This window comes from Thioalkalivibrio sp. ALE16 (assembly GCF_000381305.1).
Classification (GTDB): domain Bacteria; phylum Pseudomonadota; class Gammaproteobacteria; order Ectothiorhodospirales; family Ectothiorhodospiraceae; genus Thioalkalivibrio.
Window position 1 is genome coordinate 62337 of sequence record NZ_KB906365.1, and the last position, 26033, is coordinate 88369.

At 66.1% G+C, this 26033-nt stretch carries 38 protein-coding genes and 1 pseudogene; 3 read left to right on the plus strand and 36 right to left on the minus strand.

Annotation, left to right across the window (positions count from 1 at the left end):
* Window positions 1–195: 195 nt before the first annotated feature.
* Window positions 196–1047 (plus strand): DUF2189 domain-containing protein, encoded by an 852-nt coding sequence (locus tag F627_RS0110750; RefSeq protein ID WP_019558762.1) that lies wholly within the window; start codon window positions 196–198, stop codon window positions 1045–1047.
* 106 nt (window positions 1048–1153) lie between these two features.
* The gene (locus F627_RS0110755) at window positions 1154–1693 is read left to right on the plus strand and encodes a zinc ribbon-containing protein (RefSeq protein ID WP_018865696.1); all 540 of its coding nucleotides are present in this window, start codon (window positions 1154–1156) and stop codon (window positions 1691–1693) included.
* 18 nt (window positions 1694–1711) lie between these two features.
* Here F627_RS0110755 and lnt read toward each other — a convergent pair whose 3' ends face one another.
* The 7 genes from lnt to F627_RS0110790 form a co-directional block, all read right to left on the minus strand.
* Window positions 1712–3214 (minus strand): apolipoprotein N-acyltransferase, encoded by a 1503-nt coding sequence (gene lnt / locus F627_RS0110760; RefSeq protein ID WP_019584037.1) that lies wholly within the window; start codon window positions 3212–3214, stop codon window positions 1712–1714.
* Between the two features lie 5 nt (window positions 3215–3219).
* Entirely contained in the window at window positions 3220–4152 is a 933-nt protein-coding gene (locus tag F627_RS0110765; protein WP_018865694.1) for an HlyC/CorC family transporter, read from the minus strand.
* The gene (gene ybeY, locus F627_RS0110770; RefSeq protein WP_018865693.1) at window positions 4145–4657 is read right to left on the minus strand and encodes an rRNA maturation RNase YbeY; all 513 of its coding nucleotides are present in this window, start codon (window positions 4655–4657) and stop codon (window positions 4145–4147) included. Before ybeY ends, F627_RS0110765 begins: the two co-directional genes overlap by 8 nt.
* A complete protein-coding gene (locus F627_RS0110775) occupies window positions 4647–5675 on the minus strand; it encodes a PhoH family protein (RefSeq protein WP_018865692.1) in 1029 nt (342 codons plus the stop codon). The genes ybeY and F627_RS0110775 overlap by 11 nt, the downstream gene beginning before the upstream one ends.
* A gap of 287 nt (window positions 5676–5962) precedes the next feature.
* On the minus strand, window positions 5963–7315 hold the full coding sequence (gene miaB, locus F627_RS0110780; protein WP_018865691.1) for a tRNA (N6-isopentenyl adenosine(37)-C2)-methylthiotransferase MiaB: 1353 nt from the start codon (window positions 7313–7315) through the stop codon (window positions 5963–5965).
* Between the two features lie 44 nt (window positions 7316–7359).
* A complete protein-coding gene (ssb, locus tag F627_RS0110785; protein WP_019584038.1) occupies window positions 7360–7839 on the minus strand; it encodes a single-stranded DNA-binding protein in 480 nt (159 codons plus the stop codon).
* Between the two features lie 109 nt (window positions 7840–7948).
* The gene (locus F627_RS0110790; RefSeq protein ID WP_019584039.1) at window positions 7949–9319 is read right to left on the minus strand and encodes an MFS transporter; all 1371 of its coding nucleotides are present in this window, start codon (window positions 9317–9319) and stop codon (window positions 7949–7951) included.
* Window positions 9320–9492: 173 nt separating this feature from the next.
* Here F627_RS0110790 and uvrA point away from each other — a divergent pair, with 173 nt between their 5' ends.
* Window positions 9493–12345 (plus strand): excinuclease ABC subunit UvrA, encoded by a 2853-nt coding sequence (gene uvrA / locus F627_RS0110795; protein WP_019584040.1) that lies wholly within the window; start codon window positions 9493–9495, stop codon window positions 12343–12345.
* Window positions 12346–12466: 121 nt separating this feature from the next.
* Here the strand turns inward: uvrA and rplQ are convergent, their stop codons facing one another.
* The 29 genes and pseudogenes from rplQ to F627_RS16540 form a co-directional block, all read right to left on the minus strand.
* Complete coding sequence (gene rplQ, locus F627_RS0110800; RefSeq protein ID WP_018865687.1) at window positions 12467–12856, minus strand: 50S ribosomal protein L17; 390 nt, start codon at window positions 12854–12856, stop codon at window positions 12467–12469.
* Between the two features lie 43 nt (window positions 12857–12899).
* On the minus strand, window positions 12900–13889 hold the full coding sequence (gene rpoA / locus F627_RS0110805; protein ID WP_018865686.1) for a DNA-directed RNA polymerase subunit alpha: 990 nt from the start codon (window positions 13887–13889) through the stop codon (window positions 12900–12902).
* Between the two features lie 30 nt (window positions 13890–13919).
* Window positions 13920–14540, minus strand: a complete 621-nt coding sequence (gene rpsD, locus F627_RS0110810) for a 30S ribosomal protein S4 (protein ID WP_018865685.1) — start codon at window positions 14538–14540, stop codon at window positions 13920–13922.
* 15 nt (window positions 14541–14555) lie between these two features.
* Window positions 14556–14945 (minus strand): 30S ribosomal protein S11, encoded by a 390-nt coding sequence (rpsK, locus tag F627_RS0110815; protein ID WP_017941093.1) that lies wholly within the window; start codon window positions 14943–14945, stop codon window positions 14556–14558.
* 21 nt (window positions 14946–14966) lie between these two features.
* The gene (gene rpsM, locus F627_RS0110820; protein ID WP_017941092.1) at window positions 14967–15323 is read right to left on the minus strand and encodes a 30S ribosomal protein S13; all 357 of its coding nucleotides are present in this window, start codon (window positions 15321–15323) and stop codon (window positions 14967–14969) included.
* 66 nt (window positions 15324–15389) lie between these two features.
* Complete coding sequence (gene rpmJ, locus F627_RS0110825; protein ID WP_018881305.1) at window positions 15390–15503, minus strand: 50S ribosomal protein L36; 114 nt, start codon at window positions 15501–15503, stop codon at window positions 15390–15392.
* Window positions 15504–15518: 15 nt separating this feature from the next.
* Window positions 15519–16865: a preprotein translocase subunit SecY gene (gene secY, locus F627_RS0110830; protein ID WP_018146441.1), complete on the minus strand. Its 1347-nt coding sequence runs from the start codon at window positions 16863–16865 to the stop codon at window positions 15519–15521.
* A 3-nt stretch (window positions 16866–16868) separates the two neighbouring features.
* Window positions 16869–17300: a 50S ribosomal protein L15 gene (gene rplO / locus F627_RS0110835; RefSeq protein ID WP_018865683.1), complete on the minus strand. Its 432-nt coding sequence runs from the start codon at window positions 17298–17300 to the stop codon at window positions 16869–16871.
* Between the two features lie 2 nt (window positions 17301–17302).
* On the minus strand, window positions 17303–17482 hold the full coding sequence (gene rpmD, locus F627_RS0110840; RefSeq protein WP_017941089.1) for a 50S ribosomal protein L30: 180 nt from the start codon (window positions 17480–17482) through the stop codon (window positions 17303–17305).
* Window positions 17483–17485: 3 nt separating this feature from the next.
* On the minus strand, window positions 17486–17992 hold the full coding sequence (gene rpsE / locus F627_RS0110845; RefSeq protein ID WP_018865682.1) for a 30S ribosomal protein S5: 507 nt from the start codon (window positions 17990–17992) through the stop codon (window positions 17486–17488).
* Between the two features lie 26 nt (window positions 17993–18018).
* Window positions 18019–18372 (minus strand): 50S ribosomal protein L18, encoded by a 354-nt coding sequence (gene rplR, locus F627_RS0110850; RefSeq protein WP_019584041.1) that lies wholly within the window; start codon window positions 18370–18372, stop codon window positions 18019–18021.
* A 10-nt stretch (window positions 18373–18382) separates the two neighbouring features.
* Entirely contained in the window at window positions 18383–18913 is a 531-nt protein-coding gene (rplF, locus tag F627_RS0110855) for a 50S ribosomal protein L6 (protein ID WP_018865681.1), read from the minus strand.
* 10 nt (window positions 18914–18923) lie between these two features.
* Entirely contained in the window at window positions 18924–19316 is a 393-nt protein-coding gene (rpsH, locus tag F627_RS0110860) for a 30S ribosomal protein S8 (RefSeq protein ID WP_017941085.1), read from the minus strand.
* Between the two features lie 14 nt (window positions 19317–19330).
* Window positions 19331–19636 (minus strand): 30S ribosomal protein S14, encoded by a 306-nt coding sequence (rpsN, locus tag F627_RS0110865; RefSeq protein WP_018865680.1) that lies wholly within the window; start codon window positions 19634–19636, stop codon window positions 19331–19333.
* A 15-nt stretch (window positions 19637–19651) separates the two neighbouring features.
* Window positions 19652–20191: a 50S ribosomal protein L5 gene (gene rplE / locus F627_RS0110870; RefSeq protein WP_018865679.1), complete on the minus strand. Its 540-nt coding sequence runs from the start codon at window positions 20189–20191 to the stop codon at window positions 19652–19654.
* Window positions 20192–20208: 17 nt separating this feature from the next.
* Window positions 20209–20523: a 50S ribosomal protein L24 gene (gene rplX, locus F627_RS0110875; protein ID WP_018865678.1), complete on the minus strand. Its 315-nt coding sequence runs from the start codon at window positions 20521–20523 to the stop codon at window positions 20209–20211.
* Window positions 20524–20530: 7 nt separating this feature from the next.
* Window positions 20531–20899, minus strand: coding sequence for a 50S ribosomal protein L14 (gene rplN, locus F627_RS0110880; protein WP_017941081.1), 369 nt, complete (start codon window positions 20897–20899; stop codon window positions 20531–20533).
* 22 nt (window positions 20900–20921) lie between these two features.
* Window positions 20922–21188, minus strand: coding sequence for a 30S ribosomal protein S17 (rpsQ, locus tag F627_RS0110885; RefSeq protein ID WP_018865677.1), 267 nt, complete (start codon window positions 21186–21188; stop codon window positions 20922–20924).
* A 4-nt stretch (window positions 21189–21192) separates the two neighbouring features.
* A complete protein-coding gene (gene rpmC, locus F627_RS0110890; RefSeq protein WP_018865676.1) occupies window positions 21193–21387 on the minus strand; it encodes a 50S ribosomal protein L29 in 195 nt (64 codons plus the stop codon).
* On the minus strand, window positions 21387–21800 hold the full coding sequence (gene rplP, locus F627_RS0110895) for a 50S ribosomal protein L16 (RefSeq protein WP_017941078.1): 414 nt from the start codon (window positions 21798–21800) through the stop codon (window positions 21387–21389). Before rplP ends, rpmC begins: the two co-directional genes overlap by 1 nt.
* Before the next feature lie 10 nt (window positions 21801–21810).
* Window positions 21811–22491 (minus strand): 30S ribosomal protein S3, encoded by a 681-nt coding sequence (gene rpsC, locus F627_RS0110900; protein ID WP_018865675.1) that lies wholly within the window; start codon window positions 22489–22491, stop codon window positions 21811–21813.
* A 2-nt stretch (window positions 22492–22493) separates the two neighbouring features.
* A complete protein-coding gene (gene rplV / locus F627_RS0110905; protein ID WP_018865674.1) occupies window positions 22494–22835 on the minus strand; it encodes a 50S ribosomal protein L22 in 342 nt (113 codons plus the stop codon).
* A gap of 9 nt (window positions 22836–22844) precedes the next feature.
* Window positions 22845–23117, minus strand: a complete 273-nt coding sequence (gene rpsS, locus F627_RS0110910) for a 30S ribosomal protein S19 (protein ID WP_018139876.1) — start codon at window positions 23115–23117, stop codon at window positions 22845–22847.
* 12 nt (window positions 23118–23129) lie between these two features.
* A complete protein-coding gene (gene rplB / locus F627_RS0110915) occupies window positions 23130–23951 on the minus strand; it encodes a 50S ribosomal protein L2 (RefSeq protein ID WP_018865673.1) in 822 nt (273 codons plus the stop codon).
* A 2-nt stretch (window positions 23952–23953) separates the two neighbouring features.
* Window positions 23954–24250, minus strand: a complete 297-nt coding sequence (gene rplW, locus F627_RS0110920; protein WP_017941073.1) for a 50S ribosomal protein L23 — start codon at window positions 24248–24250, stop codon at window positions 23954–23956.
* Window positions 24247–24852, minus strand: coding sequence for a 50S ribosomal protein L4 (gene rplD / locus F627_RS0110925; RefSeq protein ID WP_019584042.1), 606 nt, complete (start codon window positions 24850–24852; stop codon window positions 24247–24249). The genes rplW and rplD overlap by 4 nt, the downstream gene beginning before the upstream one ends.
* 4 nt (window positions 24853–24856) lie before the next feature.
* A complete protein-coding gene (gene rplC / locus F627_RS0110930; RefSeq protein ID WP_018878096.1) occupies window positions 24857–25501 on the minus strand; it encodes a 50S ribosomal protein L3 in 645 nt (214 codons plus the stop codon).
* Between the two features lie 110 nt (window positions 25502–25611).
* On the minus strand, window positions 25612–25923 hold the full coding sequence (rpsJ, locus tag F627_RS0110935; protein ID WP_018865670.1) for a 30S ribosomal protein S10: 312 nt from the start codon (window positions 25921–25923) through the stop codon (window positions 25612–25614).
* Between the two features lie 5 nt (window positions 25924–25928).
* Window positions 25929–26033: pseudogene (locus tag F627_RS16540) on the minus strand (elongation factor Tu); the annotation flags it as partial.

Here is a 26033-nt window from a genome sequence, read left to right on the forward strand (position 1 = left end):
CGCCCCCCACCCCCTCCAAGGGAAACAGCGCCCCGCAGCCTCGCGCGGCGCAGGGCAGAGATCCGGAGGGACACCCGGATCACCGGCGGCCTGTGAACCGCGTCACGTCAATTCAGGAACATGCCCCCGGCCCGGACTGCCTCACTGGGTAAAGCAACCGGAAACGTTGAACCTGACGTTCCAAGGAGGAAGGACATGCACGAGAAGGACGAAATCCCCGTTGTGCAGCGGGCCTACCCGGAGGATCTGGGCGAGACCCATCCCGAACACACGCCCGAGACCGACTCGCCCGCGATCCGTGAAGTCGCGCCCGAGGACCTCGGCACCTGGCTCGGCAAGGGCTGGCGCGACCTCTGGAAGACGCCGGTGGCCCTCGTACACGGCCTGGTGATTGCGCTGGCCAGCCTGGTCCTGTTGGGCCTGTCGTGGAACCAGCCGTGGATGGCCTTTTCCTTCCTCGCCGGCATCCTGCTGCTCGGCCCTGTACTCGCGGTGGGGGTGAACTACCTGGCGCTGCAGAAGGAACGCGGCGAGCCGGGCGGTGCCGGACTCGGCTGGCTGGGCACCCTGGGCGGATCGATCTGGGGCTTTGCCGCGCTCCTGGCCGTGCTGTTCGTGATCTGGGCCAGTTTCGTGTGGATGTGGATCGCGGTCCTCAACATCGGCGAACTCGCCATGATGGGGCAGTTGCACCATCTGGTGGGTGCGATGCTCGGCAGCGGCGCCGGGATCATCTCGCTGGTGGGGGTCGTGCTGGCCGCCATCGTGTTCGGGCTGGTGGTCTTCGCCCTGAGCCTGGCGACCATCCCGGCCCTCCTGGATCACCGGGTGCGCGCCGATGCCCCGCAAAAGAGCCTGATCGAGTCCATTGGTGTCAGCCTGAAGGCCTTCAACCACAACCCGGGCACCCTGATTCTGTGGGCCCTGATCATCACGGCCCTGTTCATGGTGTCGATCGCAACCGCCCTGCTGGCCCTGATCGTGATCTTCCCGTGGCTGGGCTTCGCCATGTGGCATGGCTACCGGGATATGGTCGAGGCAAGCTGAGCTCCGACAGGCAAGCGCGGTCGTCCCCGGGGCGCGGGCTCCGGGGGCCCGCGCTCGTGCTAACGTTAGGGACACGCCACCATCTACGCTCGCAAAGGAGAGGCCAATGAGCGAAGAACAGAAGGATCAGGAGCGCGAATCGCGCCTGAGCGATGCCTATCACCGCATGCTGAACGAGGTCACCGAGGACCTCGAGAAGCTGGAAGACAAGACCAGCAAGGCCATCACCGAGGCCCTGGAGAACGCCCGCGACCGTGTGCAGAAGGCCAGCGACCTGACCCGCGAAGAGGCCCACGAGGTGATGGACTACCTGCGCCGCGACCTGCAGGACCTCGGCGCCTACCTGGACAGTCGCAGCTCTGACTGGCGCGGCTGGCTGCAGATCGATCTGGGCCTGATCGAGGCCGGCATCAAGAACGCCCTGGAGCGGATCGCCGACCGCACCCGGATCGAGATCACCGAACTGACCGCGCGCGCCCAGGTGATGGGCGAGTGGCACACCGGCGAGATCACCGGCCCGGGCGAGCTGCTGTGCAAGAAGTGCGGCCATCCGCTGCACATGACCCGGGTCGGCCGCATCCCCCCGTGCTCCAACTGCCACAACACCACCTTCCGCCGCGGCCCCGGAGGGACCGAGGCGGAATAACCCGCCCGGTAGACGGGTTCAGTCGGCCCCGCGGGCGCCGCGCCGGCGCCCGACGGCGGCACCGGCAATCACCAGCACCAGCGCGGCAAGCACGGCCGGGCCCGCCCCGGTGGCCGTCGCCGGCGTCACGCCCTGACGCGGCTGCAGGGTGCCGGTGACCACCTCGCGGGTAAAGGAGCCCGAACGCTCCAGAATGCGGCCATCGGCATCGATCAGGGCCGAGATCCCGGTATTGGTCGCGCGGATCATCGGGCGCCCGGTCTCCACCGCCCGCACCCGGGCGATCTGCAGATGCTGGGCCGGCGCCAGGCTGTCGCCGAACCAGGCGTCGTTGGAGACATTGACCAGGAATCCCGCCTCCGGCAGCGCGGCCCGGATGTGGCGCGAATACGCAGACTCGTAACAGATGCTGACCCCGGCCGTCTGGCCGGCCACCCGCATGCGCCCGTCACCGGTCCCCGGGGACAGGTCGGACATCGGGATCGCCAGCAGCCGGTCCAGCCAGTCGAGCTGGCCGCGCAGCGGGATATATTCGCCGAACGGGACCAGCTGGCGCTTGTTGTACCCCGCGCCGGTGGTCACGTTGATCACCGAGTTGTAGACGTGACGGCCGGCCGAAGCATGGTCGAACACCCCGACCAGCAGCTCGGCATCGTGCTCCGCCAGCGACTGCGCGAGCTGCCCCAGCGGGCGCTGCACTTCCACATAGAACGCCGGGATCGCGGTCTCCGGCCAGACCACCAGATCCACGTCCCCTGCCTCGCGGGTCAGTTCCTGGTAGATCCCCAGCGAATACTCGATGCCGTCGGCATCCCACTTGCGTGCCTGATCGATATTGCCCTGCACCATGGCCACCGAGATCGCCTCGCCGCCCGGCTCCGCCCAGCGCGCGAGCCCCAGCACGAGCGAGGCCAGCACCAGCACCCCGACCAGCCCCGCGCCCGCCCCGCGCTGCCCGGCCCGGAACACGCTGACCACGGCCACCGCCAGCAGTGCCACGACCAGCCCCGCCCCCAGCTCGCCGGCCAGCGGCAGCCAGGGCTGCAGCGGTGTGTCCAGCACGGTGTGCCCGAACAGGAGCCAGGGAAAGCCGGAGAACAGCCAGGAGCGCGCCAGCTCCATCAGCACCAGGCCACCGGCCAGCGCCAGCATCCCGGCCGGACGCCCCAGCGGCAGGAAGCGCGCCGCCAGCGCGGCCAGCAGCGCCGGATAGACCGCCATGGCCAGCACGAACAGCACGGTAATCAGCGAGGCCACGACCAGCGGGGCCTGGCCGAACACCAGCAGGCTGTTGAAGATCCAGGTCACCCCGACGCCGAAGAATCCGAGACCAAAGGCATAGCCGATCCCGGCGGCCCGGCGCGGGGTCACCCCGGGCAGCAGGGCAAACCAGGCGGCCAGGGCCAGCGGGGCCGCCAGGAACCAGCCCACCGGGGCGAAGGCCAGGGTCGCCCCCGCCCCGGCCAGCAGGGCCACCAGCCCCGCGGCCCAGGGCGGCAAGTCCGCGACACGGATCGGCATGACCGTCAGGGGGCGCGGTGGTCGCCCGGCTCCGGGGCCGGGCCATCGAATGGCTGCGCCCCCTCGCCGGTGGTCACGCGGCCATCCGGCTCGGGCAGGCGCATCTCCAGCAGATGCAGACGCCGGTTGTCGGCCCGCAATACGCGAAACTGCATGCCATCCACCACGATCTGTTCGCCGCGCCGCGGCACATGCCCGAAGTGCGACAGCACCAGGCCTCCGATGGTGTCGAAGTCGGCCTCGCTGTAGGCGGTCTGGAAGTAGGCGTTGAACTCCTCCATCGGCGTCAGCGCCTTGATGGTGTAGCGCCCGCCGGGGTGCTGCATGATCTGGGTCAGGTAGTCCTCGACATCGTGCTCGTCCTCGATCTCGCCGACGATCTGCTCCAGCACGTCCTCGATGGTCACCAGGCCGGCCACGCCCCCGTACTCGTCCACCACGATCGCCATGTGGTTACGGCTCAGGCGGAACTCCTTCAGCAGCACGTTCAGACGCTTGCTCTCCGGCACGAACACCGCCGGGCGCAGGATCTCCTGCATGTCGAAGGCAGCATCGTCGGGCTCGCCGAAGAAGCGCAGCAGGTCCTTGGCCAGCAGGACGCCAACGACCTCGTCACGGTGATCCCCGACCACCGGCAGCCGCGAGTGCGCGGAGGCCACCACGTCGGGGAGAAACTCGGAGAGCCCCGCATCCCGGCGGACCACTTCCATCTGCGCGCGCGGGATCATGATGTCGCGCACCTGCATGTCGGCGACGTTGAGCACGCCCTCCAACATGGTCAGGGCCTCGGGGTCGACCAGTTCGCGGGCGTGGGCGCCCCGCAGGGTCTCGATCAGCTCGCGGCGGGTGGCCGGCTCGCGGCGCGGACGCAGGGTCTCGGCGACGCGGGCCAGCCAGCGCCGCCAGATCGGTTGCTCGTCGGGTTCGGGTTCAGGCATCGGGGGCGTTTCCGGCTGGGTGCGGCGTCAGGGCACGGACCGGATGCTCGGCGTAGGGGTCGGGATAGCCTAACCCGGCCAGGATGGAGCGCTCAACGGCCTCCATCCGCGCGGCCTCGTCCGGCGTCTGGTGATCCATCCCCTGCAGGTGCAGCATCCCGTGCACCACCATGTGGTGGTAGTGGGCGGCCAGGGGCTTGCCCTGCTCCACCGCCTCGCGCGCCAGCACCGGCGCGCACAGGATGACGTCGCCGAGATAGGCGTTCGCCTCGGGCGGCAGACCGGGTGGCAGCTCCGGTGCGGGGAAGGACAGTACATTGGTCGCGTAGTCGCGGCCGCGGAAGGCATGGTTCAGGGTGCGCCCCTCGTCGACATCCACCAGGCGCAGCGTCACCGCGGCCTCGCCGGCGCCGTGCCAGGCCGCGCGGGCCGCGCGGTGCAGGGTGGTGGCAGCCGGCAGGCCGGCGCGCGGCACGGCGTACTGCACCGCAACCTCAAGCCCCATCGGCGTCCTGCCCGTCCACAGCGGCGCCGGCACCGGACTCGGGCGCCGCATCCGGTTTGCCGGAGGCGCTGTCGTGGGCGTCGTAGGCCTCCACAATGCGCTGCACCAGCGGATGGCGCACCACGTCACCCGCCTGGAAGCGGGTGATATGTACACCCTCCACGTCGTTCAGGATCTGCATCGCGTGCTTGAGCCCGGAGCGCTGGCCGCGCGGCAGGTCGACCTGGGTGATGTCGCCGTTGACGACCGCCGTGGAACCAAAGCCGATGCGGGTCAGGAACATCTTCATCTGCTCAACCGTGGTGTTCTGCGCCTCGTCGAGGATGATGAAGGCCTCATTCAGGGTGCGCCCGCGCATGTAGGCCAGCGGGGCCACCTCGATCACCTGACGCTCCATCAGGCGCGCGGTCTGGTCGAAGCCCATCAGTTCGTACAGCGCGTCGTACATCGGGCGCAGGTAGGGGTCGATCTTCTGCGCCAGGTCGCCGGGCAGGAAACCCAGACGCTCGCCGGCCTCCACCGCCGGGCGCACCAGCACCAGGCGCTGCACGCGGTCCTGTTCCAGCGCCGCGACGGCGGCGGCGACCGCGAGGAAGGTCTTGCCGGTACCGGCCGGCCCGATGCCGAAACTGAGGTCGTGCTGCGCAATCGCCGCCAGGTATTTCGCCTGGCGCGGGCCGCGCCCGCGGATCACCGCGCGCTTGAGACGCAGCGACGGATCGCCCGCATTGCCGTCGGGCTCGGCCAGGCCTTCGACATGCGCCGTCTGCAGCGCCGTATGCACCTGTTCCAGGCTGACCGGCTCCTCCTGCGCCATGCGATGGAGGTCGTGGATCAGCGCCCCGGCGGCCTGCACCGCGGTCTTCGGACCGGTCAGATTAAAGCGCGGGCCGCGGTTGTGCACGGCCACGCCCAGGCGCGACTCGATCAGGCGCAGATGGGCATCCAGCGGCCCGGAGATCCGCGCGAGCGTCTCCTGGTCACCGGGTTCCAGGGTGAAATCCAGACGATTGGCCATGCGCTAGGGAACCACTGAACAATGTGCATGTTCGCGCTCGAGTCGCTTTTGCTCGCTGACCAGGCGCGGTGAGTGAAGTGTAGCCTGGCTACATGAACGAGCCGCAACGCCGTCCGCGGGCAAAAGCGGCCGAGCCCCGGCTTCAAATGATTTGTGGGGTTGACACCCCATGTTCCCCGATCCTGCGTTGCGGCCCTTGCCGGTAGAACCACTACCGCCTGCGGACCGCGCCTTGACTCGGAAAACATGGGGTGCCAACGCGAACATGCACATTGTTCAGTGTTTCCCTAGGCGCCGACGGCCGCAGACATGGCCCGCTCCACGGTTCGGCCGCGCAGGGAATGCGCCAGGGCATCGGTGATCTCGACCGGGATCATCTGCCCGATCAGGCCGGGGTCGCCGGCGAAGTTCACGATGCGGTTGTTCGCCGTGCGTCCGGCCAGTTCGCCGGGATTGCGCTTGGCCGGGCCCTCGACCAGTACGGGCTCGATGTTGCCGACCATGGCCTGGTTGCGTTCGCGCCCGTGCTGCTCGATCAGGGCCTGCAGCTCGGCCAGGCGGGCCTTCTTGGTGGCCAGCGGCACGTCGTCCGGCAGCGAGGCCGCCGGTGTGCCCGGACGGGCGCTGTAGATGAAGCTGAAGGAGAAGTCGAAGTGCAGCTCCTCGATCAGCTTCATGGTCGCCGCGTGGTCGGCATCCGTCTCGCCGGGGAAGCCGACGATGAAGTCGGAGGACAGGTCCAGGTCCGGGCGCGCCTCGCGCAGGCGGCGGATCTTGGACTTGTATTCCAGAATCGTGTGGCCGCGTTTCATCTGCGCCAGGATGCGGTCGGAGCCGCTCTGTACCGGCAGGTGCAGGTGACTGACCAGCTTGGGCTCGTCGGCAAAGGCCTGGATCAGCGAATCGGAGAACTCCACCGGGTGCGAGGTGGTGAAGCGGATGCGTTCGATCCCGTCCACCGCGGCGACGTAGTGAATCAGCAGCGCGAGGTCGGCGGTATCACCGTCCTCCATCGGCCCCTGATAGGCATTCACGTTTTGTCCCAGCAGGTTGATCTCCCGGACCCCCTGCGCGGCCAGCGCGACCACCTCGGCGATCACGTCGTCGAACGGCCGGCTGATCTCGTCACCGCGGGTATAGGGCACCACGCAGAAGCTGCAGTACTTGGAACAGCCCTCCATCACCGAGACGAACGCGGTCGGGCCATCGGCCTTCGGCTCCGGCAAGCGGTCGAACTTCTCGATCTCGGGGAAGGAGATATCCACCACCGGCGCGCGCTCGCGGCGCACCGACTGGATCATGGCCGGCAGCCGGTGCAGGGTCTGCGGGCCGAACACCAGGTCCACGTACGGAGCGCGTTCGCGCAGGGCATCACCCTCCTGGCTGGCGACACAGCCCCCCACGCCGATGATTACCTCCGGCCGGCGCTCCTTGATCTGGCGCCAGCGCCCCAGCAGCGAGAAGACCTTCTCCTGCGCCTTCTCGCGGATGGAGCAGGTGTTCATCAACAGGACATCGGCCTGCTCCGGATCGTCGGTACGCTCGGCCCCGTGCAGCTCGCGCAGCGCGTCGAGCATGCGATCGGAGTCGTACTCGTTCATCTGGCAGCCGTGCGTCTGGATGTAGACCTTGCGGATCATGCTCTCGGTACTTCGCTGGTTGGGGAGTTCAGGGATCGCGGTGGCTAGAACGGGACGTCGTCATCGTCGAAGCCGCCACCGGAGACCGGTGCACTGCTGCGATTGCCGCTCTGCTGGCCGCCACCGCCATAGGCATTGCCGCCGCCATAACCCGGGTCCTGATCGAACCCGCCACCGCCGCCGCCCCCGCGACCGCCGATCAGCTGCATGTCGTTGGCGACCACCTCGGTGCTGTAGCGGTCGTTGCCGGACTGGTCCTGCCACTTGCGCGTCTGGATCTTGCCTTCGATATAGACCTGCGAGCCCTTGGACAGATACTGCGCGGCGATATCCGCCAGGCGCCCGAACATCACCACCCGGTGCCATTCGGTGTTCTCGCGCTTCTCGCCGGAATTCTTGTCGGTCCACTGTTCCGACGTTGCCAGACGCAGGTTGGTGACGGTAACCCCGTTGGGGGTCTCGCGCTTTTCCGGGTCGGCCCCGAGGTTGCCGAGCAGGATGACTTTGTTGACGCCGCGGGCCATGGGGCCTCCTTCAGTCGGGCATGGAGAGACAGACCCGATAGTGTAGCAGCCCGCCCCCGCCGCGACAGTGCACCGGTCCACGACGCGGAGCGGGCACGTCCTGCCGGCGCTACCGGGAGGGCGGGCGCGCCAGCCAGGCCGCCAGCTCGGGGGTATCCGGACCGCCGGGCTCCACCTTCAGGTAGAGGGACCCGGCGTCCGGCGACAGCTCGGCCTCGTGCACCCCCGGCCAGTGCGCGATCAGGCGCAGCAGCTCGGCCTCGCGACCGGACCAGTGGGCGGGCAGCGCCAGCACGCGGTTGGAGCGGTAGCGCGGCTGCATCCCGCGCGCCCCCCACCACCACAGCAGCAGCAAAGGCACCCCGGCGAGGAACACGCCGACCGGCCCGGCGACCGTCAGCAAGGCGCCCCCCAGCATCCCGCCGGCGAAGATCCCGAGGAACTGCGCGGTGGCGAAGCCGCCCATCGCGGTGCCCTTGTGGGCCACCGGCGCCACGCGTGCCACCAGGGACGGCAATCCGGCCTCCAGCAGATTGAACGCGGCGAAGAACAGGATCATCAAGGCGCCCAGCGTCCACAGGCCGCCACCGTCCAGCACCAGCAGGGCCAGCAGGACCTGCACCCCGGCCAGCAGGAGGATCGCCGCGCGCAGCACGGCGTGCACGCGCCGCCGCCGCTCGCCGAAGATGATCCCCGGCAGCATCAGCACGAACCCCGCCAGCAGGACCGGCACATAGAACTTCCAGTGACTCGCCCCGGGCAGCGCCAGGGTCTCCAGCAGCAGGACCGGGATCACCAGGAAGTTCGCGGCCAGCACCAGGTGCAGCACAAAGATGCCGAGATTCAGGCGCAGCAGGTCGGGGGCGCGCAGGACCCGCGGCAACGCGGACCACACCGGCACCATGTCCGGATGCCTGCGCACCCGATCCGGGCTCGGCACCCACAGGAACAGGATCACGATCGCGACCAACCCGAGCAGCGCAGAGAGGCCGAAGACCCCCTCCAGCCCCGCCGCACGGTCCACCAAGGGGCCCAGGGCCATCGCGGCGGTAAAGGTCAGACCGATGGTCAAGCCGATGGCAGCCAGCGCCCGCATCCGACGCTCCTCGCCGACCAGGTCCGCCGTCAGGGCCAGGATCACCGCGGCCACCGCGCCGGCCCCCTGCAGGGCACGCCCGAGGATGATGCCGTGGATGGTCTCCGCCAGCGCGGCCACCAGGCTGCCGGCAACGAACAGCAGCAGGCCGACCAGGATCAGCGGCTTGCGCCCCACGCGGTCGGACAGCAGCCCGAACGGGATCTGCAGAATCGCCTGGGTGAGGCCGTAGATCCCCAGCGCCAGCCCCATCAGCAGCGGGGTCGCGCCGGGGATACGGTCGGCATGCAGCATGAAGACGGGCAGGACCATGAACAGGCCCGCCATGCGCACGCCATAGATCGCCGCGAGCCCGGTGGTGGCGCGCAACTCCCGCGGGCTCATGGCGTCCGGAACCGGCGCATGGACGGAGGGGTGTTCATGGCAGCGGAGTTTACCGGCAACCCCGGCGCGGAAACCATGGCGCCGCACGCCCGGGTGTTAAGATGGCCGGTTTGCGGTACCCCGGATGACCGGGCACACCGCGCGACGCAACCCGGTGGAGTCGACCCAGCCCCATGGACAGCATCAGCATTCGCGGCGCCCGCACCCATAACCTGAAGAACGTGGACCTCGATCTGCCACGCGAGCGGCTGATCGTGATCACCGGCGTCTCCGGCTCGGGCAAGTCGTCGCTGGCCTTCGACACCCTGTTTGCCGAGGGCCAGCGCCGCTACGTGGAGAGCCTGTCCACCTATGCCCGGCAGTTCCTGTCGATGATGGAGAAACCCGACGTCGACCAGATCGAGGGCCTGTCGCCGGCGATCTCCATCGAACAGAAGAGCACCTCGCACAACCCGCGCTCCACCGTCGGCACCATTACCGAGATCTACGACTACCTGCGCCTGCTGTTCGCCCGCGCCGGCGAACCGCGCTGCCCGGAACATGGCGAGACCCTGGCCGCACAGACCATCTCGCAGATGGTGGACCAGGTGCTGGAGCTGCCGGAGGGCGACAAGGTCATGCTGCTCGCGCCCGTGGTGCGCGGACGCAAGGGCGAGCATCACAAGATGCTGGAGGCGATGCGTTCCCAGGGGTACCTGCGCGCGCGCATCAATGGCGGGATTCACGACCTCGATGCCCTGCCGGCGCTGGACCCGAAGCGCAAGCACAACATCGAGATCGTGATCGACCGCTTCCGCGTGCGCGAGGACCTGCGCCAGCGTCTGGCCGAGTCCTTCGAGACGGCCACCGAGCTCGCCGACGGCCTGGCCCTGATCGCCTGGATGGACGAGCCGGAACGCGAACCGATGATCTTCTCCGCCCGCTTCGCCTGCCCGGTCTGCGGATATGCGCTGCGCGAGCTGGAGCCGCGCCTGTTCTCGTTCAACAACCCGGCCGGGGCCTGCCCCACCTGCGACGGCCTGGGCGTACACCAGTTCTTCGATCCCGAGCGCGTGGTCTCGCAGCCGGAGCTGAGCCTGGCCGGCGGGGCCGTGCGCGGCTGGGACCGACGCAACGCCTGGTACTTCAGCCTGCTGACCAGCCTGGCCCGGCACTACGGCTTCGACGTAGAGACCCCGTGGCAGGAGCTGCCCGCGGAGGTGCGCGCGGTGGTCCTGCACGGCTCCGGCAAGGAGAAGGTCAAGCTCGCCACGCCCGCCGCCAACGGCCGCCTGCGCACCGACGAACGCGTGTTCGAGGGCGTGATCCCGAACCTCGAACGGCGCTACCGCGAGACCGACTCCTCTGCCGTGCGCGAGGAGCTGGGCCGCTACCTGGCGGAGCAGCCCTGCCCCGACTGCCACGGCACGCGCCTGAATTCCGCCGCGCGCCATGTGTTCGTCAATGACTTGACCTTGCCGGAGGTCACGCACATGAGCGTGGCCAATGCCCAGACCTTCTTCAGCGACCTGCGCCTGCCCGGGCGTTTCGCCCAGATCGCGGAGAAGATCGTGCGCGAGATCTCCGCGCGCCTCGGCTTCCTCAACGATGTCGGGCTCGACTACCTGACGCTGGACCGCTCCGCCGACACCCTGTCCGGCGGGGAAGCCCAGCGCATCCGGCTGGCGTCGCAGATCGGCTCGGCCCTGGTCGGCGTCATGTACATCCTCGACGAACCCTCCATCGGCCTGCACCAGCGCGACAATGCGCGGCTGCTCAACACCCTCAGCCACCTGCGCGACCTCGGCAACACTGTGATTGTCGTCGAGCATGACGAAGACGCCATCCGACAGGCCGATCACGTAGTGGACATCGGACCGGGCGCCGGCCGCCACGGGGGCCAGATCGTCGCCTCCGGGACCCCCGAGGCCGTCGCCGCGCATCCTGAATCGCTCACCGGTGCCTACCTGCGGGGCACACGATCTATCCCGGTCCCGGAACAGCGCCACGCTGCCGATCCGGAAGCCGAAATACGGGTGATCGGCGCGCGCGGCAACAATCTCAAGGGCGGCGATTTCGCCTTCCCTACGGGCCTGTTCACCTGCGTCACCGGCGTGTCCGGATCCGGCAAGTCGACCCTGGTCAACAACACCCTTTATCCGGCCGTCGCGACCGCCCTGCATGGGGGCCGCCACCACATCGAGGCCCACGAGCGCATCGACGGCCTGGAACGCATCGACAAGGTCGTCGACATCGACCAGAGCCCGATCGGGCGCACACCGCGCTCGAACCCGGCGACCTACACCGGACTGTTCACCCCCATCCGCGAGCTGTTCGCCGCCACCGCCGAGGCCCGCTCGCGCGGCTACAAGCCGGGGCGCTTCTCTTTCAACGTCCGTGGCGGGCGCTGCGAGGCCTGCCAGGGGGATGGCGTGATCAAGGTCGAGATGCACTTCCTCCCGGATGTCTTCGTGCCCTGTGACGTCTGCAAGGGCCACCGCTACAACCGCGAGACGCTGGAGGTGCGCTACAAGGGCAAGAACATCCACGAGGTCCTCGAGATGACGGTGGAAGAGGCCCTCGACTTCTTCCAGCCCGTGCCGGTCATCCACCGCAAGCTGGAGATGCTGATGGAGGTCGGGCTGTCCTACATCCAGCTCGGCCAGAACGCGACCACCCTCTCCGGCGGCGAGGCCCAGCGCATCAAGCTGGCGCGCGAGCTCTCCAAGCGCGACACCGGACGCACCCTCTATATCCTCGACGAACCCACCACCGGGCTCCATTTCGAAGACATCGCCCAGCTCCTGCGCGTGCTCCACCGCCTGCGCGACCACGGCAACACCATCGTCGTGATCGAGCACAACCTCGACGTGATCAAGACCGCTGACTGGCTGATCGACATCGGGCCCGAAGGCGGCAGCGGCGGCGGCGAACTGCTGGTCGCCGGCACCCCGGAGACCGTCGCCGCCACCCCCAACAGCCACACCGGCCAGTTCCTCGCGCCGCTCCTGGCCCCGGCCGCCCGCCCTCGGGCCGTCTCCAACTGAAGCCGCGCATCCCGCGACCGGCTCGCAAACACCCCGCCCCGGACGCAAGAAAGCCGGCACGAGGCCGGCTTTCTTGGGACCGCCACCCCCGAGAGGGTGCGGTTCATTGCACTGCGAAATCTCAGGCGGCTTCGCCGTCCCCGGAATCGCCCTCGGGGCGATCCACCAGCTCCACGTAGGCCATCGGGGCGTTGTCACCCGGACGATTGCCGCACTTGAGGATACGCAGATAGCCACCCGGGCGCTGCTGATAGCGCGGACCCAGCTCACTGAACAGCTTGCCCACGATCTCCTTGTCGCGCAGACGCGCAAAGGCCGTGCGACGGCCATGCACGCTGTCTTCCTTGGCCATGGTGATCAGCGGCTCGGCGACCCGGCGCAGTTCCTTCGCCTTGGGCAGCGTGGTCTTGATCAGTTCGTGCCGGAACAGGGCCACGGACAGGGCCTGAAACGTGGCCTTGCGGTGCGAGCTGTTACGGCCCAGCTGACGGCCGGAATGACGATGACGCATGAGAGGCTTCCTCTAGAAAAACGATGGGCGCAGGGCGCCGTGATTACTCGTTGTCGTCGCGCAGACCCGGCGGCGGCCAGTTCTCGAGACGCATGCCCAGCGACAGCCCATGGGTCGCCAGCGTGTCCTTGATCTCGGTGAGCGACTTCTTGCCGAGGTTCGGCGCGCGCAGCAGCTCGACCTCGGTGCGCTGAACCAGGTCCCCGATGTAGTACAGGTTCTCCGCCTTCAGGCAGTTCGCCGAACGCACCGTGAGCTCCAGTTCGTCCACCGGACGCAGCAGGACCGGGTCGATCGCACCACCGGCGGTCCCGACCACCTCGCCGGCCTCTTCCTGGAGGTCGACGAACGGGGCCAGCTGGCCCTGCAGGATCGTCGCTGCCTGACGCACCGCGTCATCCGGCGCGATCGCACCGTTGGTCTCCAGTTCCAGCACCAGGCGGTCCATGTCGGTACGCTGCGCCAGACGCGCGCTCTCGACGCGGTAGGACACGCGGCGGATCGGGCTGAAGCTGGCATCCAGCAGCAGTCGGCCGATGCCCGTATCGTCGCCCGCCTCGGACTGGCGTCGGGCGCTCACGGGCTCATAGCCACGGCCGGCCCGCGCGGTCAGCGTCACGTCCAGGTCGACGTTCTTGGTGATGGTCGCGATCACGTGTTCAGGATTCACGACCTCCACGTCATGGTCCACCTGGATGTCACCCGCCGTCACCACGCACGGACCCTTCTTCTTCAGGGTCAGGGTGGATTCGTCACGGCTGTGCATGCGCAGCGCCACGCCCTTGAGGTTCAGCAGGATGTCAACGACGTCCTCCTGCACCCCTTCGATCGTGGTGTATTCGTGCAGCACGCCCTCGATCCGGGCCTCGACGATCGCGGCACCGGGGATGGACGACAGCAGCACACGCCGCAGGGCATTGCCCAGGGTATGCCCGAAACCGCGTTCCAGCGGCTCGAGCGCGACCTTGGCCTGATTCCGGTTCTCGGCCTCGACCTCGATCTGCTGTTTCTTGACCAGTTCGTTCGACTGCATTGTGACTCCTGGCGCCAGGCCGAAAAACGATTACTTCGAGTACAGCTCGACGACGAGCGACTCGTTGATGTCCGCGGGCAGATCCGAACGGTCCGGGATCGCCTTGAAGGTCCCTTCGAACTTGCTGGTGTCGACTTCGACCCAGCTCGGGAAACCGGTCTGCTCGGCCAGGGTCATCGCATCCTGGATGCGGACCTGCTTGCGGGCCTTCTCGCGGACCGTGACCACATCCGACGGCTGAACCTGATAGGCGGCGATGTTCACCACCTGGCCATTCACCATGATCGCGCGATGCGCCACCAGCTGCCGCGCTTCCGAGCGGGTGGCGCCGAAGCCCATGCGGTACACGACGTTGTCCAGACGACCTTCTAGCAGCTTCAGCAGGTTCTCGCCGGTCGAGCCCTTGCGCTGGGCGGCCTTCTTGTAATAGTTGCGGAACTGCTTCTCCAGCACGCCGTAGATCCGGCGCAGCTTCTGCTTCTCGCGCAGCTGCACGGCATAGTCGGACAGGCGGGTACGGCGTTCACCGTGCTGACCCGGCGGCTTGTCCAGCTTGCACTTGGTTTCCAGCGCGCGGGCGCCGCTCTTCAGGCCCAGATCCACGCCTTCGCGGCGGCTGAGCTTGCACTTCGGTCCAATGTAACGAGCCATTCTCGAACTCCAGCCTTAAACGCGGCGTTTCTTGGGCGGCCGGCAGCCGTTGTGAGGGATCGGGGTCACATCACTGATGTTCGTGATCTTGAACCCGGCATTGTTCAGCGCACGCACCGCCGATTCGCGACCCGGACCCGGGCCCCGCACCATCACGTCGAGATTCTTCACGCCGTGCTCGGCCGCGGTCGTCCCGGCCCGTTCGGCCGCGATCTGCGCGGCGAACGGCGTGGATTTGCGGGAACCACGGAAACCGGAGCCACCGGAGGTGGCCCAGCTGATCGTATTGCCCTGCCGGTCCGTGATCGTGATGATCGTATTATTGAACGTGGCATATACGTGAGCCACGCCCTCGGCGATATTCTTGCGGACCTTCTTCTTGGTCCGAGTCTGCGCTTGTGCCATGTACCTGAGATCCCAGTCTGATTACTTGCGAATCGGGCGACGCGGGCCCTTACGGGTGCGTGCATTCGTCTGCGTCTGCTGACCCCGCAGCGGGAGGCCGCGGCGGTGACGCACGCCCCGGTAGCAGCCCAGGTCCATGAGCCGCTTGATGTTCATGCTGACTTCCCGGCGCAGATCCCCTTCCACGGGGATCTTGTCGATCTGCGCGCGCAGGGCATCGACTTCGGCATCGGTCAGATCCCGCACCTTGATGTCCCGACGCACACCCGCGGCATCGCAGATCAGGCCGGCCCGGGTGGGGCCAATGCCATAGATCGCGGTCAGCGCGATTACCGTGTGCTTCTGGTCAGGAATATTGATTCCAGCGACGCGAGCCATCCAACCTCTCCATCTAAATCCGGCAAAGCCGGCTATAGTAGCAATGAATATCCGTTACGCCAAGCGTTAGCCCTGGCGCTGCTTGTGGCGGGCATCCGAACAGATCACCCGCACCACACCGTTACGCCGAATGACCTTGCAGTTTCGGCAGATCGGCTTTACAGATGCACGTACCTTCATGGTCTTTCTCCTGGTCTAGCGGATCCCGGTACCGCCGAAACCCTTCAGATTCGCTTTCTTCATCAACCCTTCGTACTGGTGGGACACCAGATGCGACTGCAGCTGGGCCATGAAATCCATCACCACGATCACGATGATCAGCAGCGACGTCCCACCGAAGTAGAACGGCACGTTCCAGTACAGGATCAGGAACTCGGGCAGCAGGCAGACCGCGGTGATATAGACCGCGCCCACCGCCGTCAGCCGGGTCATGACCCCGTCAATAAACCGTTCCGTCTGCACCCCGGGACGAATCCCCGGGATGAAGGCGCCCTGCTTCTTCAGGTTCTCCGCGGTATCCCGGGAGTTGAACACCAGCGCGGTGTAGAAGAAGCAGAAGAAAATAATCGCGGCCGCATAGAACATCACGTACAGCGGCTGCCCCGGCGCCAGCGTCGTCGAGATCTCGCGCAGCCAGTCCATCCCTTCGGCCTGCCCGAACCACTGCCCCAGCGTCGATGGGAACAGGATGATACTGGAGGCGAAGATCGGCGGAATCACCCCGGCCATGTTCAGCTTCAGCGGCAGGTGGGAGGACTGCCCGCCCACCATCTTCCGCCCGACCTGGCGTTTCGCGTAATTGATCGTCACGCGTCGCTGACCGCGCTCGACGAACACCACGAAGGCCGTCACCGCCAGCGCCAGCACGATCAGGATCACCACGAACGCCGCCGCCAGTTCGCCGGTACGCGCCAGCTCCAGGGTGCCGCCAATGGCCCCCGGCAGCCCCGCCACGATCCCCGCGAAAATGATGATCGAGATCCCGTTCCCGATGCCGCGCTCGGTGATCTGCTCGCCCAGCCACATCAGGAACAGGGTACCGGTCACCAGCGAGACGACCACCGTAAAGATAAAGATCGGCCCCGGGTTCAGCGCCATCGGCATGCCCTGAATGGTCTGTCCATTCAGCGCAATCCCGATCCCGATACTCTGAAACAGCGCCAGCGCCACGGTCCCGTAGCGCGTGTACTGCGTGATCTTGCGCCGCCCCTGCTCGCCTTCCTTCTTCAGCTGCTGCAGGGCCGGCACGGTGGCCGCGAGCAGCTGCATGATGATCGCGGCGGAGATATAGGGCATCACCCCGAGGGCAAAGATCGACAGCCGTTCCAGCGCCCCGCCCGAGAACATGTTGAACATGTCCAGGATCGTGCCGCTTTGTTGCTCGAAGAACTGCGACACCGCGACCGGGTTGATGCCCGGCACGGGGATGAACGTCCCGATGCGGTACACCACCAGGGCGCCCAGCACGAACAGCAAGCGTTGGCGTAACTCAGTAAAGCCGGTGAGTCCGCCACCGGAACGTGCTGTCGCTCCACGCGCCATTATTTAGGCCTCGACGCTCCCGCCGGCCGCTTCGATCGCGGCCCGCGCACCCTTGGTCACACCCACGCCCTTCACGGCGCAGGCACGGGAGACTTCACCGGAGGCGAAGATCTTCGCGCTCTGGGCGTCGCTGCGCACGACACCGGCGGCCTTGAGGCTTTCCAGGGTCACGTCACCGTCCACCTTGGCCAGCTCGCTCAGGCGCACTTCGGCCGCGTACTGCTGCTTGCGGGAGCGGAAGCCCACCTTCGGCAGGCGCCGCTGCAACGGCATCTGGCCGCCTTCGAAGCCGACCTTGGTGAAGCCGCCGGAGCGGGACTTCTGGCCCTTGTGGCCACGGCCGCCAGTCTTGCCCAGACCGGAACCAATGCCACGACCGACGCGCTTGCCCGGCTTGCGGGCGCCGTCGGGGCTTGCAATCTCATTCAGTCGCATCGTTAGACTTCCTCTACCTTCAGCAGGTACGACACCTTCTTGACCATGCCCAGATTTTCCGGGGTGGCCTCGACCGTCGAGGTGCTGTGGGTCTTGCGCAGCCCCAAGCCGCGGACGCACGCCTTGTGCGATGCGATGCGGCCGGCGGTGCTGCGTACCAGGGTCAGTTTCAGCTTGCTCATGGCTTAGCTCGTCACTTCGTCAACGGTCTTGCCGCGCTTGGCCGCCACACGCTCCGGCGAGCTCACCGTGGTGAGCCCGTCGATCGTGGCCTGCACGACGTTAATCGGATTGCGCGATCCCACGCATTTGGCAAGCACGTTACGCACCCCGGCCACTTCCAGCACGGCCCGCATGGCCCCGCCGGCGATGATCCCGGTACCTTCCGAGGCGGGCTGCATGTAGACGTTCGCGGCACCGTGGCGGCCATTGACCGCGTAGTGCAGGGTCCCTTCGTGCAGGGCCACGTTGCGCATCTCCATCCGCGCCTGCTGCATTGCCTTCTGGATCGCGGCCGGAACCTCGCGCGCCTTGGCATAGCCATAGCCCACGCGACCTTCTCCGTCGCCCACCACCGTCAGTGCGGCAAACCGGAACTGGCGACCGCCCTTGACCACCTTGGCCACGCGGTTCACGCCAATCAGCTTTTCCTGCAGGCCGTCTTGCGCTTCGCTTACATCGTTACGTGCCATATCTCTCTCCGCTCGATCCCGTTTGACTAGAACTGCAGGCCGTTTTCACGTGCGGCGTCGGCCAGAGCCTTCACCCGTCCGTGATAACGGAAACCCGCGCGGTCAAACGCGACCTGTTCAATACCGGCCTTGCGCGCGCGCTCGGCAATCGCCTGCCCCACACGGGCCGCCGCCTCGGCGTTCCCGGTCGAACCACCGGCATTCTTCAGATCCTTCTCCACCGTTGACGCCGCGGCGAGTACCGCGTCGCCGGACGGGGCGATGATCTGCGCGTACATGTGGCGGGGCGTCCGGTGGATACAGAGACGATGCACCCCCAGCTCACGGATCTTGAACCGTGCGCGACGCGCCCTCTTAATTCTGGCCTCTTTCTTGTCCACTGGTGCCTACCTACTTCTTCTTGGCTTCTTTGCGCACAATGCGCTCGTCTTTGTACTTCACGCCCTTGCCCTTGTAGGGCTCCGGCGGGCGGAAGGCGCGAATATTCGCGGCCACCTGGCCCACCTTCTGGCGATCGGTCCCCTTGACCACGACCTCGGTCGGGGTCGGCGTTTCCACCGTCACACCCTCGGGGATCTCGAAGTCGATCGGATGCGAATACCCGAGGGTCAGGTTCAGCTTCGCGCCCTGCATCTGCGCGCGGTAGCCGACACCCACCAGCTCCAGGGCCCGTTCGAACCCCTGGCTGACACCGTGGACATGATTCCCGAGCAGCGCACGGATGGTACCGGCGAGCGCGACGTTTTTCGCATTCTCGGCGGCCTTCACACGCACCACGCCGTCCTCGACGGTAACCGTCACCGCCTCGGGGCAGGTGAGCTGAAGCTCGCCCTTCGGGCCCTTGATCTTGATCTCGCTGTCCGTCTGCTCCACGGACACACCGCTCGGCAGCTGGATCGGCAGATTTGCAATGCGCGACATGGCTGATTCCTCAGTAGATCTTGCAGAGGACCTCGCCACCCTGGCCAGCGGCCCGGGCTGCGCGGTCACTCATGACACCCTGCGGCGTGGAGATCACCGCGACACCAAGGCCCGCGTTGATCCGCGGCAGTTCGTCCTTGCCGCGATAGATCCGCAGACCCGGGCGGGAAATCCGTTCGACGGTCTCGATGACCGGCCGTCCCTCGAAATACTTCAGCTTCACCACAAGCTTCTTCTGTGCGGCTTCGCCCTCGACCTGCATGTCGCCCACGAAACCCTCTTCCGCGAAGACCTTCAGGATGCGCTCCTTGGCCTTGCTGTAGGGAATGGCGACCTGCTCCTTGTTCGCGCGCTGCGCATTGCGCACGCGGGTGAGCATGTCGGAAATCGGATCGGTCATCATCGCTTCAAATCTCCTTACCAGCTCGCCTTGCGCAGGCCCGGAATCTCGCCCTTCATGGCGTATTCCCGCAGCTTGTTGCGCCCCAGGCCAAACCGGCGGTAATAGCCCTTCGGCCGGCCGGTCACGCCACAGCGGTTCTTCTGACGCACGCGCGACGAATCACGCGGCAGTTTCTGCAGCGCATGCATGGCCGCCAGACGTTCCTCGGAGGACTTGGTGTCGTCCACCAGGATTGCCTTGAGTTCGGCCCGCTTGGCCGCGTACTTCTTTACCAGTCGTTCGCGCTTTTTCTCGCGCTCGACCATCGATACCTTCGCCATGTGCGCCTACCTCGTTTACTGCCGGAACGGGAATCGGAAGGCCTCCAGAAGGGCCTTGGCTTCCGCGTCCGTCTTTGCGCTGGTTGTGATGGTGATGTCCATGCCGCGCAGCTTGTCGACACGGTCGTAGTCAATCTCCGGAAAGATGATCTGTTCCTTGATGCCCAGGCTGTAGTTGCCGCGGCCGTCGAACGCCTTCGCGGAAAAACCGCGGAAGTCGCGTACCCGGGGCAGCGCCACATTGATCAGGCGATCCAGGAATTCGTACATCTGCCGGCGCCGCAGGGTCACCTTGCAGCCGATGGGATAATCATCACGGATCTTGAAGCCCGCAATCGACTTGCGTGCCTTGGTGACCACCGGCTTCTGCCCGGCGATCGCAGTCATATCACCGACCGCGTGTTCGATCACCTTCTTGTCCGCGACCGCATCGCCGAGACCCATATTGAGGGTCACTTTGGTGATGCGCGGAATCTCCATCACGTTGGCATAGCCGAACTGCTCGCGCAGGGCCTGCTTCACGTTGGATTCGTATTCTTCTCTCAAGCGTTCCATAAACCGTCCGTCCCGCGTTATGCGTCCACGACCTCGCCGTTCGAGCGAAAGACCCGCACCTTGCGGCCGTCTTCCAGGGTCTTGAACGACACGCGATCACCCTTGTCGGTTGCCGGGTTGAAGAGCATCACGTTCGAGACATCGATCGGCATTTCCTTCTCGATGATCCCGCCACCGACACCCTGCTGCGGGTTCGGCTTCTGATGCTTCTTCACCATGTTGATGTTCTGGACCAGGACCTTGCCGTCCAGGACCTTGATGATGGTCCCGCGGCGACCCTTGTCCTTGCCCGCGATCACGACGACATCGTCGCCCTTGCGAATCTTGTTCATCACGTCCTCACAGCACTTCCGGGGCGAGGGAGATAATCTTCATGTACTTCTCCCCTCGCAGTTCACGCGTCACCGGCCCGAAGATACGGGTGCCGATCGGCTGGTGCTGGTTGTTCAGCAGGACCGCGGCGTTGCGGTCGAAGCGGATGATCGAACCATCCGGGCGCCGCACGCCGGAGGCGGTACGCACCACGACGGCGTCGTACACATCGCCCTTCTTGACCTTGCCACGCGGGATCGCGTCCTTGACGCTCACCTTGATGACATCGCCCACACGGGCGTACCGGCGGTGCGAGCCGCCCAGCACCTTGATGCACTGGATGCGTCGGGCGCCGCTGTTATCGGCGGCCTCGAGCACGGTCTGCATTTGAATCATGACTTATCTCCTGGCAGCCGATTCAGAGCGCGTCCTGCCCGACCACTTCGATCAGGGCAAAGCGCTTCTGCTTGGAAACCGGCCGGCATTCACGGATACGAACCCGATCGCCCATGCGGGAAACGTTCTCCTCGTCGTGGACGTGCAGTTTCGTGCTGCGGCGGATGAACTTGCCGTACAGCGGATGACGCACGCGACGCTCGACCAGGACCGTCCGGGTCTTGTCCATCTTGTCGCTGATCACCCGCCCCACGACGGAACGCTGAGTCTTGGAACCTTCTTCGGTCATCTTCTTAGCCTGCCCTTCTGCGTTCATTCATCAGCGTCTTGATCTGCGCGATCTCGCGCCGCACCTTGCCGACGCGATCCGGGCGCGCGAGCTGTCCGATCGCCTTCTGCATACGGAGGCCGAACTGCTCCTTGTAGAGCGCTTCCAGCTCCTGGTTCAGATCGTCATCCGACTTCTTTCTGAGTTCTTCTGCTTTCATTACATCACCTGCCGACGGGTGAAGACCGTCTTGACCGGGAGCTTGGCGGCGGCCAGGCGCATGGCCTCGCGGGCCACGTCCTCGTGAACGCCTTCCATCTCGTAGAGCACGCGGCCGGGCTGGATCTTGCAAACCCAGTACTCCACGCCACCCTTGCCCTTGCCCATACGCACTTCAAGCGGCTTCTTGGTCACCGGCACGTCCGGGAACACCCGGATCCAGATCTTCCCGCCACGCTTGATGTGACGCACCATCGCACGCCGCGCGGCCTCGATCTGGCGCGCGGTAATGCGACCGCGTTCAACGGCCTGCAGGCCGTACTCGCCGAAGCTGACCTTGGCACCGGTCGAGGCCATGCCCCGGTTCCGGCCCTTGAACTGCTTGCGGAATTTGGTTCTTTTTGGCTGCAACATGGTCTATGTCCTAGCTCGCGTTGGCCGCAGCGCGCGTCCCTTCGACCGGCTCGAGACCGAAGACTTCGCCCTTGAAGATCCACACCTTCACACCGATGATCCCGTAGGTCGTACGGGCCTCGGCGAAGCCGTAGTCGATATCGGCACGCAGGGTGTGCAGCGGCACACGCCCTTCCCGGTACCACTCGGAACGCGCGATCTCGGCGCCGTTCAGACGGCCGGAGACGTGCACCTTGATCCCCTGGGCACCCAGGCGCATGGCATTGCCGACGGCGCGCTTCATCGCACGGCGGAACATGATGCGGCGCTCGAGCTGCTGGGCAATCCCTTCCGCCACCAGCTGGGCCTCGATCTCGGGCTTGCGCACTTCCTCGATATTGATCTTGACGTTGCCCTGGTCCAGGCCCGTCTCCGCCGCGACTTCACGACGCAGCTTCTCGATGTCCTCGCCCTTCTTGCCGATCACGATCCCCGGACGCGCCGTATGGATCGTGATGTGCGCGGCCTTGGCCGGACGCTCGATAGTAATGCGGCTCACCGACGCGTGCGCGAGTTTCTTCTGCAGGAATTCGCGCAGCTTGATGTCGTTGTTCAGCGTCTCGCCAAATTCACGACCGTCGGCGTACCAGGTCGCCGACCACGGGCGAGAAATGCCCAGCCGGATGCCGGTTGGATGTACTTTCTGACCCATGGTTAGTTCGCTCCCTTCTCGCTAACGCCAATCACGATGTGACTGGTGCGCTTCATGATGCGGTTGCCGCGGCCCTTGGCACGCGCCTGCATGCGCTTGAGCACGGGGCCCTCGTCGACCTGGATGCGCGAGATGCGCAGCTCGTCGATGTCGGCGCCGTCGTTGTTCTCCGCATTGGCGATCGCGGATTCCAGCACCTTTTTCACGATGGCGGCCGGCTTCTTCGGGCTGAAGGTCAGCTCGTTCAGGGCCTCTTCCACGCGCATACCACGAACCTGGTCGGCGACCAGCCGCGTTTTCTGCGGCGAGATGCGCGCGTAGCGCAGTTTTGCAATCGTCTCCATCGTTCGTCCTCAGCGCGACTTCTTGTTGGCGATGTGACCCTTGAAGGTCCGCGTCAACGCAAACTCGCCCAGCTTGTGGCCGACCATGTTTTCGTTGACCAGCACCGGAACATGCTGACGCCCGTTGTGAACCGCGAGGGTGAGACCCACCATCTGCGGGATAATCATCGAGCGACGCGACCAGGTCTTGATCGGCCGGCGATCGTTCTTCTCGCGCGCCTCTTCCACCTTCTTGCGCAGGTGGTGGTCGACGAACGGGCCTTTTTTCAGTGAACGCGGCATGCTGGCACTCCGTTACTTCTTGCGCCGACGCACGATCATGCCGTCGGTACGTTTGTTGTTGCGGGTCTTGTAACCCTTGGTCGGACGGCCCCACGGGGTCACCGGGTGACGCCCGAAGTTGCGCCCTTCACCACCACCATGCGGATGGTCGACCGGGTTCATCGCGGTGCCGCGCACGGTCGGGCGCACGCCCGTCCAGCGCTTGGCACCGGCCTTCCCGAACTTCTTCAGGCTGTGCTCCGTATGCCCGACCTCGCCCACCGTGGCGCGGCATTCGGACGGGATGCGACGCATCTCGCCGGAGCGCAGCCGGATGGTGGCGTGGGCGCCTTCGCGGGCCACGACCTGGGCCGAGGCACCGGCGGAACGGGCGATCTGGGCGCCCTTGCCCGGCTTCATCTCGATGCAGTGAATCACCGTACCGACCGGAATCGAGCGCAGAGGCATCGCGTTGCCCACCCGGATGGGGGCCTGGGAGCCGCTGTGCACCGCGTCCCCCTGCTTCAGGCCGCGAGGCGCGATAATGTACCGACGTTCGCCGTCCGCGTACAGTACCAGTGCCAAATGGGCGCTCCGGTTCGGATCATATTCCAGGCGCTCGACCTTGCCCGGGACGTTGTCCTTGTTCCGCTTGAAGTCGACGATGCGATAGCGCTGCTTGTGCCCACCACCCACGTGACGGGTGGTGATGCGCCCGGAATTGTTTCGGCCGCCCGTGCGCGTCTGCTTCTCCACCAGCGCCGCATGCGGGGCGCCCTTGTGCAGACCGTCACCGCGGATCTGAACCGCGTGACGGCGTCCGGCCGACGTCGGATTGGTCTTGATAATCGCCATGACTAGACCTGTTCTCCTTCACCCATGTCGATGCTCTCGCCCTCGGCGAGCGCGACATAGGCCTTCTTCCAGTGGTTACGACGACCGAACTGGCGACCGAAGCGCTTGTTCTTGCCCTGCTGGTTCAGCGTGCGGACCTGCTGGACACGAACCTCGAACAGCTTCTCGATCGCGGCCTTGATCTCGGCCTTGTCGGCATCCGGCAGCACGCGAAACACGTACTGCCCGACTTCCCCGGCGTTGGTCGATTTCTCGGACACCACCGGACCCTGAATAATCTGCATCAGACGCGAATTCATGCCAGCCACTCCTCGAGCTTGCGGATGGCGCCTTCCGTGATCACGACCGTCTCGGCCCCGACCAGGTTGGCAGGATTGACGCCGTTGACGTCGATCACGTCCACGTGCGGCACGTTGCCGAGGGCGCGGGCGGTCATCGCGTCCTCTTCGGCCAGGACCACCAGACCCTTCTCCAGGCCCAGTTCCTTCAGCTTCGCGACGCCGTCGCGGGTCTTGCCGGATTCAACGGCAAAGCCCGCAACCACCTTCAGGCGATCCTGGCGCAGCAGCTCGGAGAGGATCGACGCCATCGCGGCGCGATACATCTTCTTGTTGAGCTTCTGCGAGAAATCCTGGGTGCGCGCCGCGAATACCTTGCCGCCCCCGGTCCACAGCGGGCTGCGGATGGTGCCGGCACGCGCACGGCCGGTGCCCTTCTGACGGAACGGCTTGATGCCGCCGCCGCTCACCTGGGCGCGCGTCTTCTGCGCACGGGTGCCGCTGCGGGCTCCGGCGAGCTGCGCGACCACGCTCTGATGCACCAGGGATACGTTGAATTCCCGCTCGAAGCAGACGGCGGACAGCTCGACGCTGGCCCCGGTATCGGCAGTCGTTACTTGCATTGTCTTAACCCTTCGCCTTCACGGCCGGACGAATCATCACGTCGGAACTCGGCGCGCCCGGCACGGCACCCTGAACCAGGACCAGACTGCGATCGGCGTCGACACGCACCACCTTGAGGTTCTGGATGGTCTTGCGCTCCGCGCCCATGTGGCCGGCCATCTTCTTGCCCTTGAACACGCGGCCGGGGCTCTGGTTCTGCCCAATGGAACCCGGGGCACGGTGCGCCAGCGAGTTGCCATGGGTCGCGTCCTGGGTGCGGAAGTTGTGACGCTTTACCGCACCCTGGAAGCCCTTGCCCTTGCTCTGCGCGGTCACGTCGACGATCTGACCTTCCTCGAACCGGTCAACGGTGATCGCATCACCGGCGGCCAGGCCTTCCAGATCGGCCTCGTCCACGCGGAATTCCCACAGACCACGACCCGGTTCCACCGACGCCGCAGCAAAGTGACCGGCCTCCGGCTTGCTTACCCGAGACGGCTTGCGCGAGCCCGCCGTCACCTGGACCGCGTTGTAGCCGTCGCCTTCAGTGCGCTTGATCTGGACCACGCGATTGTTGTCCACCTGCAGCACCGTGACCGGCACGGAGACGCCGTCGTCCGTAAAGACGCGCGACATGCCGAGCTTGCGACCGATGAGTCCAAGAGCCATTACAAAACCCCTTCCGTATCAGACGGCGCTATCAAGCGCCCTAAAGCCGTGGCCCGGCGAAAATTCCGCCGGGCCACGGAAAGCCCAATAGTATGGCAGAAAATTTAACGTTAGTTAAGCCTGATCTGAACATTGACGCCCGCGGCCAGATCCAGCTTCATCAGGGCATCCACGGTCTTGTCGGTCGGATCGAGGATATCCATCAGGCGCTTGTGCGTACGCAGCTCGTACTGGTCACGCGCGTCCTTGTTGACGTGCGGGGAGACCAGGACCGTGTACGCCTCGCGCTTGGTCGGCAGCGGAATCGGCCCTTTGACCCGGGCGCCGGTCCGCTTCGCGGTCTCGACAATCTCGGCCGCGGAGCGGTCGATCAGTCGATGATCAAAGGCCTTCAGACGAATTCGAATGCGCTGGTTAGCCATCTCGTTCACTCAATAATCTTGGAGACGACGCCGGCGCCGACGGTGCGGCCACCTTCGCGGATCGCAAAGCGCAGCCCGTCTTCCATCGCGATCGGGTTGATCAGGGACAC

Coding starts and splice junctions, on each gene's coding strand:
- rpsJ (WP_018865670.1), bottom strand. CDS start 25,923: ATGGCTAACCAGCGCATTCGAATTCGTCTGAAGGCCTTTGATCATCGA.
- F627_RS0110755 (WP_018865696.1), top strand. CDS start 1,154: ATGAGCGAAGAACAGAAGGATCAGGAGCGCGAATCGCGCCTGAGCGAT.
- rpsD (WP_018865685.1), bottom strand. CDS start 14,540: ATGGCTCGTTACATTGGACCGAAGTGCAAGCTCAGCCGCCGCGAAGGC.
- rplQ (WP_018865687.1), bottom strand. CDS start 12,856: ATGCGTCATCGTCATTCCGGCCGTCAGCTGGGCCGTAACAGCTCGCAC.
- rpmD (WP_017941089.1), bottom strand. CDS start 17,482: ATGAGCAAGCTGAAACTGACCCTGGTACGCAGCACCGCCGGCCGCATC.
- rplW (WP_017941073.1), bottom strand. CDS start 24,250: ATGAATTCGCGTCTGATGCAGATTATTCAGGGTCCGGTGGTGTCCGAG.
- uvrA (WP_019584040.1), top strand. CDS start 9,493: ATGGACAGCATCAGCATTCGCGGCGCCCGCACCCATAACCTGAAGAAC.
- ssb (WP_019584038.1), bottom strand. CDS start 7,839: ATGGCCCGCGGCGTCAACAAAGTCATCCTGCTCGGCAACCTCGGGGCC.
- rplO (WP_018865683.1), bottom strand. CDS start 17,300: ATGCGACTGAATGAGATTGCAAGCCCCGACGGCGCCCGCAAGCCGGGC.
- rpsE (WP_018865682.1), bottom strand. CDS start 17,992: ATGGCACGTAACGATGTAAGCGAAGCGCAAGACGGCCTGCAGGAAAAG.
- rpmJ (WP_018881305.1), bottom strand. CDS start 15,503: ATGAAGGTACGTGCATCTGTAAAGCCGATCTGCCGAAACTGCAAGGTC.
- secY (WP_018146441.1), bottom strand. CDS start 16,865: ATGGCGCGTGGAGCGACAGCACGTTCCGGTGGCGGACTCACCGGCTTT.
- F627_RS0110765 (WP_018865694.1), bottom strand. CDS start 4,152: ATGCCTGAACCCGAACCCGACGAGCAACCGATCTGGCGGCGCTGGCTG.
- miaB (WP_018865691.1), bottom strand. CDS start 7,315: ATGATCCGCAAGGTCTACATCCAGACGCACGGCTGCCAGATGAACGAG.
- rpoA (WP_018865686.1), bottom strand. CDS start 13,889: ATGCAGTCGAACGAACTGGTCAAGAAACAGCAGATCGAGGTCGAGGCC.
- rplB (WP_018865673.1), bottom strand. CDS start 23,951: ATGGCGATTATCAAGACCAATCCGACGTCGGCCGGACGCCGTCACGCG.
- rpsC (WP_018865675.1), bottom strand. CDS start 22,491: ATGGGTCAGAAAGTACATCCAACCGGCATCCGGCTGGGCATTTCTCGC.
- rpsS (WP_018139876.1), bottom strand. CDS start 23,117: ATGCCGCGTTCACTGAAAAAAGGCCCGTTCGTCGACCACCACCTGCGC.
- rplE (WP_018865679.1), bottom strand. CDS start 20,191: ATGGAACGCTTGAGAGAAGAATACGAATCCAACGTGAAGCAGGCCCTG.
- F627_RS0110775 (WP_018865692.1), bottom strand. CDS start 5,675: ATGGCCAATCGTCTGGATTTCACCCTGGAACCCGGTGACCAGGAGACG.
- rplV (WP_018865674.1), bottom strand. CDS start 22,835: ATGGAGACGATTGCAAAACTGCGCTACGCGCGCATCTCGCCGCAGAAA.
- rplP (WP_017941078.1), bottom strand. CDS start 21,800: ATGTTGCAGCCAAAAAGAACCAAATTCCGCAAGCAGTTCAAGGGCCGG.
- rplD (WP_019584042.1), bottom strand. CDS start 24,852: ATGCAAGTAACGACTGCCGATACCGGGGCCAGCGTCGAGCTGTCCGCC.
- lnt (WP_019584037.1), bottom strand. CDS start 3,214: ATGCCGATCCGTGTCGCGGACTTGCCGCCCTGGGCCGCGGGGCTGGTG.
- rplN (WP_017941081.1), bottom strand. CDS start 20,899: ATGATTCAAATGCAGACCGTGCTCGAGGCCGCCGATAACAGCGGCGCC.
- rplX (WP_018865678.1), bottom strand. CDS start 20,523: ATGAACAAGATTCGCAAGGGCGACGATGTCGTCGTGATCGCGGGCAAG.
- F627_RS0110790 (WP_019584039.1), bottom strand. CDS start 9,319: ATGAGCCCGCGGGAGTTGCGCGCCACCACCGGGCTCGCGGCGATCTAT.
- rpmC (WP_018865676.1), bottom strand. CDS start 21,387: ATGAAAGCAGAAGAACTCAGAAAGAAGTCGGATGACGATCTGAACCAG.
- rpsH (WP_017941085.1), bottom strand. CDS start 19,316: ATGATGACCGATCCGATTTCCGACATGCTCACCCGCGTGCGCAATGCG.
- rpsK (WP_017941093.1), bottom strand. CDS start 14,945: ATGGCACAAGCGCAGACTCGGACCAAGAAGAAGGTCCGCAAGAATATC.
- rpsM (WP_017941092.1), bottom strand. CDS start 15,323: ATGGCTCGCGTCGCTGGAATCAATATTCCTGACCAGAAGCACACGGTA.
- F627_RS0110750 (WP_019558762.1), top strand. CDS start 196: ATGCACGAGAAGGACGAAATCCCCGTTGTGCAGCGGGCCTACCCGGAG.
- ybeY (WP_018865693.1), bottom strand. CDS start 4,657: ATGGGGCTTGAGGTTGCGGTGCAGTACGCCGTGCCGCGCGCCGGCCTG.
- rplF (WP_018865681.1), bottom strand. CDS start 18,913: ATGTCGCGCATTGCAAATCTGCCGATCCAGCTGCCGAGCGGTGTGTCC.
- rpsN (WP_018865680.1), bottom strand. CDS start 19,636: ATGGCGAAGGTATCGATGGTCGAGCGCGAGAAAAAGCGCGAACGACTG.
- rplC (WP_018878096.1), bottom strand. CDS start 25,501: ATGGCTCTTGGACTCATCGGTCGCAAGCTCGGCATGTCGCGCGTCTTT.
- rpsQ (WP_018865677.1), bottom strand. CDS start 21,188: ATGACCGAAGAAGGTTCCAAGACTCAGCGTTCCGTCGTGGGGCGGGTG.